This is a genomic window from Brevundimonas sp. FG128 (genome assembly GCF_057809775.1).
This window is the reverse complement of sequence record NZ_JBMDKP010000003.1, coordinates 544,798-560,048: the sequence shown is the minus strand read 5'-3', so window position 1 is coordinate 560,048 and position 15,251 is coordinate 544,798. Positions and strand designations below refer to the sequence as shown.

General features: G+C 66.3%; 13 protein-coding genes. 2 read left to right on the top strand and 11 right to left on the bottom strand.

Going from position 1 to position 15,251, the window contains the following annotated elements; genetic code table 11:
* Window positions 1–2: 2 nt before the first annotated feature.
* Both pheS and ACODSC_RS11320 read right to left on the bottom strand, forming a co-directional pair.
* Window positions 3–1,079: a phenylalanine--tRNA ligase subunit alpha gene (gene pheS, locus ACODSC_RS11325; RefSeq protein WP_488814013.1), complete on the bottom strand. Its 1,077-nt coding sequence runs from the start codon at window positions 1,077–1,079 to the stop codon at window positions 3–5.
* A 41-nt stretch (window positions 1,080–1,120) separates the two neighbouring features.
* Window positions 1,121–2,107: a polysaccharide deacetylase family protein gene (locus ACODSC_RS11320; RefSeq protein WP_488814011.1), complete on the bottom strand. Its 987-nt coding sequence runs from the start codon at window positions 2,105–2,107 to the stop codon at window positions 1,121–1,123.
* Window positions 2,108–2,264: 157 nt separating this feature from the next.
* Here ACODSC_RS11320 and ACODSC_RS11315 point away from each other — a divergent pair, with 157 nt between their 5' ends.
* The gene (locus tag ACODSC_RS11315; protein WP_488814010.1) at window positions 2,265–3,875 is read left to right on the top strand and encodes an ATP-binding protein; all 1,611 of its coding nucleotides are present in this window, start codon (window positions 2,265–2,267) and stop codon (window positions 3,873–3,875) included.
* 110 nt (window positions 3,876–3,985) lie between these two features.
* Here the strand turns inward: ACODSC_RS11315 and rplT are convergent, their stop codons facing one another.
* The 5 genes from rplT to ACODSC_RS11290 all read right to left on the bottom strand — a co-directional run bounded on the left by rplT (window position 3,986) and on the right by ACODSC_RS11290 (window position 7,751).
* Window positions 3,986–4,339 (bottom strand): 50S ribosomal protein L20, encoded by a 354-nt coding sequence (gene rplT, locus ACODSC_RS11310; RefSeq protein ID WP_488814009.1) that lies wholly within the window; start codon window positions 4,337–4,339, stop codon window positions 3,986–3,988.
* A gap of 55 nt (window positions 4,340–4,394) precedes the next feature.
* Window positions 4,395–4,592, bottom strand: a complete 198-nt coding sequence (rpmI, locus tag ACODSC_RS11305) for a 50S ribosomal protein L35 (protein WP_135193772.1) — start codon at window positions 4,590–4,592, stop codon at window positions 4,395–4,397.
* A gap of 164 nt (window positions 4,593–4,756) precedes the next feature.
* A complete protein-coding gene (locus tag ACODSC_RS11300; RefSeq protein WP_488814008.1) occupies window positions 4,757–6,058 on the bottom strand; it encodes an MFS transporter in 1,302 nt (433 codons plus the stop codon).
* An 84-nt stretch (window positions 6,059–6,142) separates the two neighbouring features.
* A complete protein-coding gene (gene infC / locus ACODSC_RS11295; RefSeq protein ID WP_463434198.1) occupies window positions 6,143–6,664 on the bottom strand; it encodes a translation initiation factor IF-3 in 522 nt (173 codons plus the stop codon).
* Window positions 6,665–6,788: 124 nt separating this feature from the next.
* Window positions 6,789–7,751, bottom strand: coding sequence for a glycosyltransferase family 9 protein (locus ACODSC_RS11290; protein ID WP_488814007.1), 963 nt, complete (start codon window positions 7,749–7,751; stop codon window positions 6,789–6,791).
* A 72-nt stretch (window positions 7,752–7,823) separates the two neighbouring features.
* On the opposite strand from ACODSC_RS11290, the gene ACODSC_RS11285 reads away from it, so the two are divergent.
* On the top strand, window positions 7,824–8,564 hold the full coding sequence (locus ACODSC_RS11285; RefSeq protein WP_488814006.1) for an alpha/beta fold hydrolase: 741 nt from the start codon (window positions 7,824–7,826) through the stop codon (window positions 8,562–8,564).
* A 34-nt stretch (window positions 8,565–8,598) separates the two neighbouring features.
* Here ACODSC_RS11285 and aguB read toward each other — a convergent pair whose 3' ends face one another.
* From aguB to ACODSC_RS11265, 4 genes are all read right to left on the bottom strand, one after another.
* On the bottom strand, window positions 8,599–9,462 hold the full coding sequence (aguB, locus tag ACODSC_RS11280; RefSeq protein ID WP_488814005.1) for an N-carbamoylputrescine amidase: 864 nt from the start codon (window positions 9,460–9,462) through the stop codon (window positions 8,599–8,601).
* Entirely contained in the window at window positions 9,459–10,478 is a 1,020-nt protein-coding gene (locus ACODSC_RS11275; RefSeq protein ID WP_488814004.1) for an agmatine deiminase family protein, read from the bottom strand. Before ACODSC_RS11275 ends, aguB begins: the two co-directional genes overlap by 4 nt.
* A gap of 137 nt (window positions 10,479–10,615) precedes the next feature.
* Window positions 10,616–13,948 (bottom strand): TonB-dependent receptor, encoded by a 3,333-nt coding sequence (locus ACODSC_RS11270; RefSeq protein WP_488814003.1) that lies wholly within the window; start codon window positions 13,946–13,948, stop codon window positions 10,616–10,618.
* Window positions 13,949–14,098: 150 nt separating this feature from the next.
* The gene (locus ACODSC_RS11265) at window positions 14,099–15,205 is read right to left on the bottom strand and encodes a capsular polysaccharide export protein, LipB/KpsS family (RefSeq protein WP_488814066.1); all 1,107 of its coding nucleotides are present in this window, start codon (window positions 15,203–15,205) and stop codon (window positions 14,099–14,101) included.
* Window positions 15,206–15,251: the final 46 nt, after the last annotated feature.

Below are 15,251 nucleotides of genomic sequence, written 5' to 3'. Positions count from 1 at the left end.
TCTCAGCTCAGGCCCGAGGCCGGATTGGGGGCGGCGAAGGCCGAGAAGCCGTAGTGGGCCAGCCAGCGCGTGTCGGCGTCGAACATGGGGCGCAGGTCGGGCACGCCGTATTTCAGCATGGCCAGGCGATCCACGCCCATGCCGAAGGCGAAGCCCTGATATTCGTTCGGGTCGATGCCGCAGTTCTTCAGCACATTGGGATGCACCATCCCGCAGCCCAGGATTTCCAGCCAGTCGTCGCCGGTGTTGAACACCAGTTTCCCGCCCGATCGGTCGCAGCGGATGTCCATTTCAGCCGAGGGTTCGGTGAAGGGGAAATGGTGCGGGCGGAACCGCGCCTGAACCTCGTCCAGCTCGAAGAAGCGGGCGATGAAGGTCTGAAGCGTCGTCTTCAGATGACCCATATGGATGTCGCGGTCGATCACCAGGCCTTCGATCTGGTGGAACATCGGCGTGTGGGTGGCGTCCGAATCCTTACGGAAGGTGCGGCCCGGGGCGATGATGCGGATCGGCGGCCTTTGCGACATCATGGTGCGGACCTGCACCGGCGAGGTGTGGGTGCGCAGCACCTTGCGCTCGCCCGTCTCGGGATCCGGCTTCAGGAAGAAGGTGTCGTGCATTTCCCGCGCCGGGTGTTTGGGCGGGAAGTTCAGGGCGGTGAAGTTGTGGAAGTCGTCCTCGATGTCCGGGCCTTCCGCCACGGCGAAACCCATCTCGGCGAACAGGGCGATCATCTCGTCCATCACCTGCATGGTCGGGTGGACCCCGCCCTTGCGACGCGGACGCGCCAGCAGGGTCAGATCGACCCGCTCGGCCTGAAGCCGGGCGTCCAGTTCGGCGGCCTCCAGCTCGGCCTTGCGCGCGGCGATGGCGGAGGCGACGCGGTCGCGCAGGCCGTTGATCATCGGACCCTGTTCGCGGCGTTCGTCGGGGCTCATGGCCCCCATCCCCTTCAGCAGGCCGGAGACGGAGCCGGACTTGCCCAGGGCGGCGACGCGCACCTCCTCCAGGGCGGCGACGCTGTCGGCCCCGCCGATGGCGTTGATCAGGTCGAGTTCGAGTGTGGCGAGATCGGTCATTTGACCCGTGCCTTAGCGTCCCAAGGCGCGTTCGTCACCCTTCAAGGGGCCGATGCGATAGCCTGAAGCTCAGACGCCGGCGCCTTGTTGGCGGCGACGATCCAGGCGGGCGGTTCCGGCTCCCAGCGGATGGGACGGCCGTCGGTCTTCGTCCAGCGATGCAGCCACGAGATTCCGTTGGCGCGGACGTAGGTGTCGGCATGGGCGTAGATCGGATCGGACAGGGCCTCCTCCAGCGTCACGAAGCGATAGCCGCGCGCCAAGTAGAGGGCGTGGATTTGCGGGTAGTACGCCTGGTTCAGACTGTTGGCGTGCAGCAACAGAACCTGGGCCGGTTCGCGCCCGCCGGTCAGTTCGGCGCTGTAGGGTTCGAAGAAGTCCAGCACCGTCGTCATGTGCGCCACATAGGCCTGGCCGATGCGCTGCATCAGGGCCGCATCCCCCAACTGCTCGGCCTTGCGATAGACGTCTGCGAACATCCAGTCGTTGTTGTCGATCGTGACGGGCGCCACGTCATAGCCGCGCTGGGCCAGGCCGGCGGCGATGGCGTCGTGCTTTTCCTGGGTCTCGCCAGTGAACAGATAGGGGTGGCGGAACCAGTGCAGGCGCCGCCCCCGCGCCTCCAGCACCACCCGCGTCGTCGGCGCGCCTGCGTCCAGATCGCCCAGATAGGCCTCGGCCGTCGTGCGATGGATGTTGATGTGGCTGAAGGTGTGGTTGCCCAGGTCCAGCCCGGCCGCGAGCCAGACGTCCAGCGCCACCGGCAGGGTCGAGGCGCGCGTCGGCTCGCAGACCTTGCCCTCGTTGACGAAGGCCGTGGCGTGGGTGTCCAGCGGCTTCAGCATGGCCACGAAATCCTCGGTCAGCCGCATCAGCCGGGCCGGATCGCAGAGCGCCGCCTCGTCGGCCTGATACGGCAGGTCATCGAAGGTCACGGCCAGGCGGCGGTCCTGCGCCGTCGCCGGCGACCACATGCTGAACGAAAGGGCGAAGGCCGTCAGGCCGTGGATCAGGAGGCGCAGGGTCATGCCTCAGACTAGCGTCGCCGGGGGCTGCTGGGAACTAGGGCGGTTTTCGGTCCGGCTACGGATCTTTTGTCGAGAACCCGCCGCTAAAGGTTCACGAACGGCAAAGCTCGCGTTAAATATCAAGCCCTAAGCACCTTCCTGAAACAGGAAGGCCTGAATGACGCTCATTGGTGATTTCGTCGATCTGATCGCGCCCGTGGCCCCCGCCACGTCGGGCGCCGACGTCTTCGAACGGTTCCAGACCGAACCCAACACCCTGGCCCTGGCCGTGGTGAACGAGGACGGTCGGCCGCTGGGTCTGATCGAGCGCAACGCCTTCACCCTGCGCATGGCGGCCGAGTTCGGACGCGCCCTTTATGCGCGAAGGCCGGCCGAGAGCCTGATGGACCCCAATGCGCCGGTCGCCGACGCCGCCACCAGCGCCGAGGTCTTCTTTCAGGCCTATGACGCGGCCGAACTGGGCGCCCTTCTGGGCGGCTTCATCATCGTGTCCGGCGGCCGGTATGTGGGCGTAGGCACCGCCCTGCAGGTGATCCAGGCGGGCGCGGCCCTGCACCGCCAAAGGGCCGAGGCGATGAGCGCCCTGGCCCGCGACCTGGCCGAGGCCGAGGCAGAGGCCAGCGCCTCCAGCCGCGCCAAGTCCGAGTTCCTGGCCGTCATGAGTCACGAGATCCGAACGCCCCTGAACGGCGTGCTGGGCGTCGCGGCCCTGATGGAGAAGAAGCTCGAACAGGAGGAACTGCGCCCCTACGTCCGCACCGTCATCGATTCGGGCCAGAGCCTGCTGCGCCTGCTGACCGACGCCCTGGACATGTCGCGCGCCTCGGCGGGGCGGCTGACCCTGGACGAGGAGCCGGTGGATCTGGCGGCCCTGGCGCAGGACATCGACGCCCTGTGGCGGGCGCGGGCCGAGGAAAAGGCGCTGACCCTACAGGTCCGCACCGACCTGCGGCTTCAGTGGGTCCAGGCGGACGCCATGCGGCTGAAACAGCTGCTGAACAATCTGATCGGCAATGCGCTGAAGTTCACCAAGGACGGCGGGGTCATCGCCACGCTGGAGAGCGGCGACGACGGCGCGGTGGTCTTCACCGTGGACGACAGCGGCCCCGGCATCCCCGAGAGCGCCGCCCGCACCATCTTCGAGCCGTTCGACACCGGCAAGGCGGGCCGTGAGGGCGCCGGCGCGGGCCTGGGCCTGGCCATCTGTCGCCAGATCACCGACCGCATCGGAGGCGCGATCTCGGTCGCAGCCTCGCCCCAGGGCGGGGCGCGGTTCCAGGTGCGGCTGCCGCTGCGCATCGCCGAGGCGGCCGATCCCCAGACGGCGATCATGGCCGAGCCGACGCCGCACGACACTCTTCATGTGCTGGTGGTCGACGACAATGCCACCAACCGCTTCGTCGCCGCCAAACTGCTGGAGATGTTCGGCTGCACCGCCGAAATGGCCGAGAACGGGCAGGAGGCCCTGATCGCCGTGCGCGAGCGTCGCTTCGACCTGGTGCTGATGGACATCAAGATGCCGGTGATGGACGGCGTGGCCGCCACGCGGGCGATCCGCGCCCTGCCCGGCCCCGTCGGCCGCCTGCCGATCCTGGCCCTGACCGCCAACGCCGACGAGCGCGACGAGTTGGACTATGTCGCCGCCGGCATGAACGGCGTGGCCCAGAAGCCGATCCAGCCCGACGCCCTGCTGAACGCCATCCGCCTGGTCCTGGCGCAGGCGAATGCGGCGGCGGACAGCGAGACGGGCGTCGCCGTCGCCGCCTGACGATCATCACCATGCTGAAACGAAGAACGCCCGCCCCGGAAAACCGGAGCGGGCGTCATTTCTTGTGCGCTACGCTCGCGACGCGGTCGCTCGCGGCTTGAGCGCGGCCCTTAAGCCAAAGCGGCGCGGACCTTGTCGGCGACGGCCTTGAAGCCGGTCGCGTCAGCAGCGATCGAGGCCAGGACCTTGCGGTCCAGTTCGATGCCGGCCTTGTTCAGGCCGTTGATGAACTGGCTGTAGGTGAAGCCTTCGACGCGAGCGGCGGCGTTGATGCGCTGGATCCACAGGGCGCGGAAGTTGCGCTTCTTGGTGCGACGGTCGCGATAGGCGTATTGCCCGGCGCGATCGACGGCGGCCTTGGCCGTGCGGATCGTATTCTTGCGGCGGCCGGAGAAGCCCTTGGCCTGCTCCAGAACCTTCTTGTGCTTGGCGTGCGAGGTTACGCCACGTTTAACGCGAGCCATGTCGCTATTCCTTCAAATTCTTTGGGATGGAGATCAGTCGTACAGCGCGCGCCGATCAGGCGTACGGCATGTAGGATTTGATCTTCTTGGCGTCGGCGTCGGCCATGACCTTGGTGCCGCGGTTCTGGCGGATGTATTTCGAGTTGTGGCTGATCAAGCGGTGACGCTTGCCTGCAACGCCCGACTTCACCTTGCCCGTGGCCGTGAATTTGAAGCGCTTCTTGGCGCCTGACTTCGTCTTCAGTTTCGGCATTTCAGTCTCCTTTTTGAGGGGCTACCGCTCTGCGAGCTACTTGAGCCCGCGTCGTGGTGTTTCCTCAGAGTTTAAGAACCGCCCAGGCATGCCTGTTCGCCCGGCGGTTCGGTACGCGAAGGCGCGGCTTGTAGGCGAAGACGCCTGCCGACGCAAGACGTGAGTCAGGACAAGGACTTGGCGGGTGCATCCGCCGCGACCAGCCCCCGCCGGATCGCCCGCCCGGCGTTGATCGCCATGATCGCCGCCGGGATGGTCAGCAGCGCCCCGACCAGGAAAGGCCAGTCGTGCCCCAGGCCCGAGAACAGCGCCCCGGCGATCATCGGCCCGAAAATGCGCGCCACCGAGCTGGAGGCCATGTTCAGGCCCAGCATGGCCCCTTGCCGGTCGGGCGGCGAGGCGCGGCTGATCATGGCCGAGATATTGGGCATGGCCATCGACATGCCGCACGCCCCCACGGCCATGATGATGGGAATGCTCCAGCCCTGGACGATGGGCAGCGACAGGGCGCCCAGCTCCAGCCGCGTCGCCGGGAACCAGGCGACGGGCGCCAGCACCTGCAGCACCAGCGAGCTTCCGAACAGCAGCATGCCGGTCGCCAGCACGCGCGATTCGCCGAACCATCGCGCCAGCCGACCGGCGAAGAAGCCCTGGTTCAGGGTCGAGACGATGCCCACGATCATGAAGCTGAGCCCCACCTCGCGCGCGCCCCAAGCGTAACGGCTCTCGGCCCACAGGCCGAACACGCTCTCCATGGCCGAGAACCCGGCCATATAGATCAGGGTCACCACCAGCACCCGCGACACCACGTCGTTGTCGCGCGCATCCTTCAGCCCCGCCAGGAAGGCCGGGCGCGGCGTGGCGGGATCGGCCTTGGCCCGGCTCTCGCGCAGGAAGACGACCACCCCCACCGCCGCCACGGCCGCCAGCGCCGCCGCCAGGAAGATCGGCAGCTGATAGCCGAGACGCCCCAGCTGCGGCTGGGTCAGCAGCCCGCCCAGGCCCGGCCCGACGATGAAGCCCAGGCCGAACGCCGCCCCGATCAACCCCATCCGCCCCGCCCTCTGTTCCGGCGGCGTCACGTCGGCGACATAGCCCTGGACCGTCGAGATATTGCCCGCGCCCAGCCCGGTGAACAGCCGCACCGCGATCGCCAGCCAGATGTTCGGCACGAAGGCCAGCATCAGATAGCCCAGCGTATTGGCGATCAGGGTGATCAACAGCACCGGCTTTCGCCCGATCCGATCCGACAGCCGCCCCCAGAACGGCTCGGCGAAGAACTGACCCAGCGAATAGGCCGAGAACATCAGCGTGATCTGCCACGCCTCGGCCTGCAGGCTCTGGGCGAAGAAGGGCAGCAGCGGCACCACCAGCCCGAACCCGACCAGATTGATGAAGACCACCGAAAACAGCACGGCCAGAGCCGGCGTCTTGAGCTTGGGCGGGGTGGTCGAGGTCGTGGTCATGGCCAAGGCTTAGCGCGTCGCAGCGCATACGCAAACGCCCCGGTCCTGCGACCGGGGCGTCCCGTATTCAGCGATGGATCGCGATCAGCGCGGGGCCAGGATCATGATCATCTGGCGGCCTTCCATCTTGGGCGAGAACTCGACCTTGGCGACTTCGTCGAAGTCGGCCTGGACCTTGTTCAGCAGCTTCATGCCCAGTTCGGGGTGCGCCATTTCACGACCGCGGAAGCGCAGCGTGACCTTGACCTTGTCGCCCTCGTCGAAGAAGCGGTGCATGGCCTTGGCCTTCACCTCATAGTCGTGGGTGTCGATGTTCGGACGGAGCTTGATTTCCTTGAGCTCGACGACCTTCTGGCGCTTGCGCTGCTCGGCCTTCTTCTTCTGTTCCTGGAAACGGTGCTTGCCGTAATCGAGGATCTTGGCCACCGGCGGTTCGGAGGTGGAGACGATCTCGACCAGGTCCATCCCGGCTTCTTCGGCGGCTTCGAGCGCGGAAGAGGTGGGCATGACGCCCTGTTTCTCGCCGTTCTGGTCGATGAGCAGAACGCGAGGGGCGCGGATATCCTGGTTCATACGCGGCCCGTCTTTCACGGGTGGCGCTTGCATGGGACGGCGAATGGGCGTCGTTTCCTTATGTGGTCAGAGAATGCGTGTGTCTTGATAAGCGGAATGGCGCAGCCTGCGCCGCGTTCCCCTTAGGGCCGCAATATGCGCCCGGAAGGCCAGTTTTTCAAGGCTTCGCGGGCGGGGCGCCGATATAGGCGTCGTGCAGCGTCAGCACCGCCTCGAACACATGATTCACGCTCAGGTCCTCGATGGGCGCGAACTGCCCGCGCGTCTCGTTGGACGCCGCCGTGCGCGTCTTGGGACCCCACGGCCCGTACAGCCACCATTCGGTCGGACCGAACAGGCCCAGCGTGGGCCGGCCCAGCGCCGCCGAGACGTGCATCAGGCCGCTGTCATTGCCGACGAACAGATCCGCCCGGTCGATGGCGGCGGCCGAGGCCAGGATATCGCCCTTGCCCACGAAGTCGATGCCGCGCGCGCCTGCGGCCTCCAGCGCCGGGGTCGCCGGCGGCCGGTCGCCCGGCCCGCCAACAGGCATGAACCGCCAGCCATCGAAGCGCGGCTCGGCCTTCAGCTTCTCGACCAGCATGCCCCAGCGGTCCGCGGGCCAGCTCTTGCCCGGCTGATGCGCGATGGGGGCGAGCGCAATGATCCGGCCAGCACCCGCGCCGCCCGCCAACTGCGGATCGATGACGGCGGCGGCCTCAGACCGCGCCTGGCCGTCCAGGAAGATTTCGGGATCCAGCGGCGTCTGCGACCCCATCAGGCGCGACACCATCTCGACCTTGCGAAGGCCCGTTTCCCACGAGCGATTGTAGACGATGCGCCGTTTGGCCGGGACCAGATAGCTGAGAGCCGAACCCCGGATATCAATGACCAGATCCCAGCGCGTGCCGACCACCTGTCGCCACAGATCGAGCCAGTGTCCAGCCATCTTCCTCTTGTCGAGCACGATGGTCCGCACCACGCCCGGCGCATTGCGGAAGAAGGGCGCAGGCGGCCGACCGCAGGCGACGGTGATCTGCGCCCCCGGAACCTGGCGCGCGATCTCGCGGATCACGCCCGACGAGATGACGCAGTCGCCGATGCGGTTGGAGGTGACGAACAGGACTTGGGGCGAGGACATGCGCCTGTAGTTCCGCCATCCCGCGTCGCGGTCAAGGGTGACGGAGCCTCAAAGTCGCGGCACAAGGGCGCCATGACCGACATCCAGCACCTGTCCCGCCCCGACGGCGAAACCCTGGCCTTCAAACGCATCGGGGGCGACGGCCCGACCGTGATCTGGGTCGGCGGCTTCCGCTCGGACATGGAGGGGACCAAGGCTCTGGCGCTGGAGTCCGCCGCACGCGACCGCGGCTGGTCCTACGTCCGCTACGACCATTTCGCCCACGGCCAGTCCTCCGGCGACTGGAAGCAGGCGACCATCGGCCGCTGGCGCGAGGATGCGATCGCTCTGATCGACAGCCTGTCCGGCCCAGTCATCCCGGTCGGGTCATCGATGGGCGGCTGGGTGTCGCTTCTGGCGGCCCTGGCGCGGCCGGAACGGATCAAAGGTCTGGTCCTGGTCAATCCGGCCCAGGACTTCACCGAACGGCTGATGTGGCCCGGTTTAGCCGACCACGAGCGCCAGGCCATCCTGCGCGAGGGCGAGACCCTGGTCGTCGAGGAAGGCCTTGGCGAATATGTCCTGACCCGTCGCATGTTCGAAGAGGCGCGCGACTGGCTGCTGCTGGACGGCGTGATCGACATCGCCGCGCCGGTTCACATCCTTCAGGGCCGCGCCGACGACGTCGTGCCGTGGCGGCATCAGATCGAGCTGATCGAGCGGCTGAAAGGCGGCGACGTGCGGCTGGACCTGATCGAAGGCGGCGACCATCGGCTTTCAACGCCGACCGACCTCGACCGGCTGGTCGAGGCGGTGGAGGCGATGCGGAGCTAGATCCTCCCCCGCTGCGCGGGTGAGGATCGAAGAGTCAGCCCTTGCCCGTCAGCGCCCCATACAGATCCGTGCGCCGATCCCGGAAGAAGCCCCAGGCCGCGCGATACTTGTCCAGTTCATCCAGGTCGAAACGGTGTACCAGCACCCCCTCCTCCTCGGCCCCCAGGCTCTCGACCAAATCGCCCTGCTGATCGGCGATGAAGGAGTGGCCGTAGAAGGTCTGGCCCGTCTCCGTCACCGTCTCATGACCGATCCGGTTGGCGCCCACCACGGGCACCGCATTGGACACCGCGTGCCCCTGCATGGCCCGACGCCACGGCTGGGCCGTGTGCAGGGTCGCATCATGCGGCTCGGTGCCGATGGCGGTCGGATACATCAGCACGTCGGCGCCCATCAGCATCATGGCCCGCGCGGCTTCCGGGAACCACTGGTCCCAGCAGATGCCGACCCCGACCTTGCCGAACCGGGTGTTCCAGACCTTGAAGCCCGTATCGCCGGGCCGGAAATAATACTTTTCCTGATAGCCGGGGCCGTCGGGGATATGGCTCTTGCGATAGACGCCCAGCGCCTCGCCGTCCGCGTCCAGCATGACCAGCGAGTTGTAGTACTGCGGACCGTCCTTCTCGAAGATCGAGACCGGAATGGCCACGCCCAGTTCTTTCGCCACCGGCGCCATGGCCGTGACGCACGGATGCTCGCGCCATTCATAGGCCTGGGTGAACCAGTGCTCCTCCTGCGACACGCAGAAATAGGGCCCCTGGAACAGTTCCGACGGCAGGATCACCTGCGCACCCTTGCCCGCCGCCTCGCGCACGAAGTCGATGGTCTTCCTGATGTTCGCCTGCATGTCCTCGTCGTACGAGGTCTGGATGCCGGCGACGGAGATGGTGCGGGTCATGCGGGCTCCTGCTGGGAGATGCAGTGGAACGAGCCGCCGCCGGTCAGGATGGCCTTGGACGGCAGGGGAATGATTTCGCGATCAGGGAAGGCCTCTTTCAACGCCTTGCAGGCCATGTCGGCCGCCCGGTCGTCGCCATAGGTTGGCACCACCACGGCGCCGTTGGCGATCAGGAAGTTCATGTGGCTGGCCGGGATCGGCCGCTCATCCTCGTCCAGCACCAGGCCCGGCGACGGGATCCTCAGCACACGGAGCTTGCGCCCCGCCGCGTCGGTCATGCCCGACAGATCGCGCGCCGTGGCGTCATAGACCTCGGCGTTCGGGTCGTTCTTGCCCCAGGCGACCGGGCAGGCCACGACGCCCGGTGCGACGAAGCGGGCCAAGTTGTCGACATGCCCGTCGGTGTGGTCGTTCAGCAGGCCGTCGCCCAGCCACAGCACGGCCTTGGCGCCGATGGCCTTCTCCAGCGCAGCAGTCGCGACCGCCTCATCCTGGTTCCAGGCCGGGTTGCGGTTGGGGTTCAGCAGGCACTGGCGCGTGGTCAGCACCGTCCCCTCTCCGTCGTGATCCAGCGAGCCGCCCTCCATGACGAAGTCGTTCCACGTCAGGGGCACACTCGAATGTTCGCCGATCTGGCCCGCGACCAGATCGTCGCCCGGCATATCGTACTTGCCGCCCCAACCGTTGAACTTGAACGCCGCCGCCGTCTTCGATCCCGCGCCGAAGATGGGCCCGGTGTCACGCAGCCACACGTCGCCGAACACGCCCGGCACCACCTCGACATTGGCGACCCCGTCAAACCGCGCCCGCACGCCCTCGGCCAGTTCGGGCGCCCCGACCATCAGCTTGACCTGTTCACGCCCCGGCCCGGCCAGCGCCCGCACCAGCCCCTCGACCTCGTCCTGCGCCTGTTCCAGCGCCTCGAACCAGTATTCCGCATGGCTGGGCCACCCCACCCACATGGCGCGGTGGGGAGCCCACTCTGCGGGGATGGCGGCGGCGATCGGAGCGGTCATGACGGCGGCCTCATCAGGGCGAAACACGGAGCCGCGCCATATGGCCCCAACCGCCCCCGACTTCAACGGCGGACAGGCGCAAAGAAAAAGGGCGGCCCGCGAACGGACCGCCCTTCCTTCTTGTCGATGACGTTCGCTTAGAACTTGTAGCGGACGCCGATCTTGGCCTGCCAGACCGACGCGCTGCTGAAGCCCGACGATGCGGCGGAGTCCTGGAAGACGCCACGGTACTCGTAGAAGTTCCCCACGCCTGCGGCGCAGCCCGAGCCCGCCACTTGGCAGTTCGCCGCCGTGACGTCGGTCGAATAGTAGGGGAAGCCGACTTGTTGGATCACGCCCCACTCGTCGTTCAGCATGTTGCCGATATTTTCGACGTCTGCATACAGCGACAGGCGCGCGCCGCCGGGGAAGAAGGCCGGCAGTTCCTGTTCGATGTGCAGGTCGAAGGTGGTGATCTTGGGCGACTGGAAGGCGTTACGCGGCGAAATCTGTCCCGCGTAGCCGATCAGGCCGGTGCGCTGCAGATATTCGTTGAAGCCGTCGAAGTCGAAACCGGCCGCATAGGTGACGATCGGATCGCTGGCGGCGGTGACAAGGCCCGAACCGTCAGCTTGCGGCACATAGAACAGGCCGCGCTGTTGCGAGGAGATTTCCCCGTACATCTGGTTCACACCGGTGCCGTAGGCGTAGCTGAAGTTGTGACCCGACAGACGCTGACCGAACAGATTGATGCGGGTCATGTAGTCGCCGAAGAAGGCGCGGCTGTAGCTGAGGTTCAGCTTGAAGGCGTCCTTGACCTCATAGTTGGACGGCGAGACTTCCAACTGGTTGGGGTCGATGGCCGCAACCTGCTGATAGTTCGACAGGGCCACGGACGAGGTGCCCGGGTTCTGTTCGGTCGAGTCCAGGTAGGTGTAGGAGAAGTTGAAGCCCAGGCCGCGCGCCCAGCCGTCATACCAATCCTTGTTCAGCGAGATGGCGAACTGATCCGTCTCGCCGCCTTCGGTGTTGGTCAGCATCAGCGTGGTTTGCGTCGGATTGTCGACCGGGCCGAAGAAGGTCGGACGACCGTCAGGCGCGTCCTGGCTGCGCTGACGTTCCAGGTTCAGATCGACCCAGCCGATGGCGCGGTCAGCTTCCGAGTGCACGTATTCGGCGCTCACGGTCCAGCCGTCGCCCATGCCCCAGCGGTTCAGGTCGAAGGTCTTGATGGCGCCCAGCGACGTCTTCCAGATGGAAGGCGTCTGGAACGTCGGGTCGATGACGTTGATCGTACCGGTGCCGAGAGCGGCGCTTTCGGTCACGCCTTGCTGGGCGATCGGGGCGACGTTGAAGCCGTCCACATTGTCCAGGGCCGCCAGTTCCTCGGCCGAGCAGACCGGGAAGGACCCCGCGAACTGCGAGGAATAGCCGTCACGGCGGCACTGGAAGATGCCCACCAGATTGCCGGTGTTGGTGTAGTTGTTCGAGATCCAGACGTTCGGCGAACCGCCCTGGAAGCGACCGATGCCGCCGTAGACGGTCAGGCTGTCGGTGGCGCGCCAGTTGAAGCCCAGACGCGGCTGCAGCACCGAGATGCCGTCGATGTTCTCGTTGCTGGCGAAGCCGTAGGTTTCCTCGAAGGCCGGGTTGGCCAGCGGCTTGTCATCGGATTCGTACCAGTCGAAGCGCAGACCAGCGTTGATGGTCAGGGCCGAGTTGACCTGCCATTCGTCCTGGAAGAACAGGGTGTTCAGCGCGTAGCTGAACTGGGCGCCCGCATCGTTCTTGTTGTTCGACGCGGCGCTCTGATAGCCGATCGAAGAGGCGCGGCCGGCTTCAAAGTCTTCCAGCGAGGCGAATTCGTACTCGCCGTTCGCGAACTGGACGAACAGGTTGAAGACTTCGGTGTTTTCACGCTCGTAGCCGAAGGTGAAGTTATGTCCGCCGTCGGCGCGGTAGGTGGCGACCGCGCGGAACTGGTCGACGTCGTTGGTCAGCTGGTTGGCGTGACGCGAACGCTCCGGCCCGAAACGGATCGAGCGGCGCGGGTTCGGACCGCCCGGATCATCCAGATAAACCTGGAAGGCGGCGAAATCAGCGCCGGCCAGCGGGCTGGAGATGTTCTCGACTTCCTTGCGCGACACCGACAGTTCGGTCGACAGGCGGTCGGTCCAGTCCGAGAACAGCTGGGCCTTGTAGGTTTTCAGGTTGGATTCCAGCACATAGGCCGAGGACAGCAGGCCGACGCTGGGCGTCGAGGTGCTGGTGCTGGTGTTGTTCAGGCGCAGGTCGCCGCCTTCGGTCTGCTGATACGAGACAACGGCGCGGTGGCGGTCGTTGATGTTCCAGTCGAGCTTGCCGAAATACTTCTCGTCGGTGATCTCCAGCGCGTCGGCGACGGCGCCCAGCGGATCATAGCCGTAGACGTCCTGGGAGATCGCGCGAACCTGATCGACCTGGGCCTGGGTGATGCCGGGCACTTCGACGGGCGCGCCGGAACCTTCAGGCCCCGTCAGCACGGGCTGCGAGGATTCATACTTTTCGTAGTTCAGCAGGAAGAACAGACGGTCCTTGATGACCGGGCCGCTGAGGGTGGCGCCCCAGGTCTTTTCCTCGAACTCGGATTCCGACAGATCGACGCTGCGGGTCTGACCGGTCTGGAAGTCGTCGTAGGTGTAGGTGTCGCCTTGCAGGTCCTGATCGGTCTTCTCGTAGAAGACTTCGCCGTGGAACTCGTTGGTGCCGGACTTGGTCACCGAGTTGACGACGCCGCCGGTGAAGTTGCCGTACTGGACGTCATAAGGGGCGACGTCGACGCTGACGGCTTGCAGGGCGGAGATGGAGATGGGCGAACGCTGCGTCGGATAGCCGTTGCTTTGCAGGCCGAAATCGTCGCCCTGGCGGGTGCCGTCCACCAGGAAGGCGTTGTAGCGGTTGTTCTGGCCGCCGATGGACAGGGCGTCGTTGTTCGACGCGTCAACGGTGGCGAAGGGCGTGGTGCGCACGAAGTCGCGGATGTCGCGAGCGACGGTGGGAAGGGTTTCGATGCCGTCCAGACCGATGTTCGAACGCGGCGAGGTCCGCAGACCGCCGCCGGCGACGCCGGTCACGACGATGTCGCCCAGATCCGACGCGCTGCTGGCTTCCGAACCGGCGATGATCAGTTCGACCGAGGCGGGCGTGCCGATGCCGATCGAAGCCACCTGGCTGACCGCTTCACCGGCGCTGGAGGCCGAGCGGACGATGAAGGGGCCGCCGACGCGCAGGTTGCGCGCCGAGAACTGGCCGTTGGCGTCCGTGACGGTTGTCGACACCGTGCCGGTCGGAACGTGCGTCACGCTGACGGTGGCGCCGGCGACAGGCATGCCGGCCGCGTCATAGACGCCGCCGGAGATCGCCCCGGTGGTTTCCTGCGCGAACACGGCCGTCGAGGCCGACATCATGATGGCGGCGGCCGAAGCGCCGTACGCCAGTTTACGGAAGGTCATTAGCTATCCCCAGCTGGTGGACCGAAAATGGTCTGGGACATGCGACCTGCATGTCTCAATCCCGCCCCCTCTAGGACCGATGTTGAACCGCTGGACGACAGTTGTGTGACAGAGCGATGACAACGCCACAGGGTGGCGTAAGGGTCACACTCAGCTTCGGCTGGAGGCCGGAACGGCCGCGCGTTCGAAAACGTCCGCAATGCCAACCGCCGTGCGGGCGATGGCCTTGGGCTCGTGGAAGTTGCCGTTGACCTGGCTCTGGGCGATCACATGGGCGCGGAACCGCGCGAACAGCGCCGTGTCCGGCGCCTGGGGGGCGGACCAGAATCGATCGAGCGGCTGCTGGTCGGTCAGGCCATCGAAGTCGAAGAAGGCGTCTCCCATCACCTTGACGGGCGTATGGAAGCCCAGGGCCGACAGGGCGGCGCTGGAGTTGTTGACCACCATCCCCCGCGACGCCCGGCACAAAGAGGCCAGATTGCCGCCGTCGATGAAGTCCACCCGTCCCTGCAGTCCGTGCTCTTGCGCCAGTCGAAGCGTCACGGCGCGCAGGTTCACCAGGCCGGGATCCAGCGGGTGATTCTTGACCACCAGCCGCGCGCCCGCCGGCGCATGCGCCGCGAAACTGGCCATGACCGCTACGAGGAAAGTGCGGTTGTCGGCGTAACGCGAATAGCGCAGCAACTGCGCGTCGCCTTCGCGCTGGAGGCACGCGATGAAGAAATCCCCGCGCGCACGGATCACCTGCGCGTCACAGGTCTCGGCCCTACGGAACGCCAGACCGACATAGCGGCGGATATGGCCGACGCACTGTTTCAGGGGGGAAAAGACATAGGGGGCGACGTAGTGCGGAAACAGCGCCCCGCCCAGGATCTGGACCGCATGATAGGCGCTGATGTTGGTCACATGGTGCGGCAGAATCTTTCCGACCGTTATCGGTTCGGCCAGTTTCGGGGCCGGCTCCGGATAGCCGTCGCGGAAGCGCGGCAAGGGGCTGGACCCGTTGACGCCATCGCGCTCGACCGTCACCCAGTCGGGTCGGAAATAGCCGTTCTCCAGCACCCACACCCGGCAATCCAGCGCCTCGGACGCCGCCAGCACAGCGCGGTTATAGGGACCGGCCTCTCCGAACACGATGATGTCGGTGAAACCTGCGGCCAGATCGGCCAAGCCGTCCGCCCAGGCTTGGGCGGTGCCCGAGAAGGTCAGCCCGCCCGGCCGCATCCAGTTCAGGACGTCGCCGGCGTTGAAGATCATGCGGTTCACTGAAGCTCCGCGCGCCTCCAGCACCGACGCCATCACC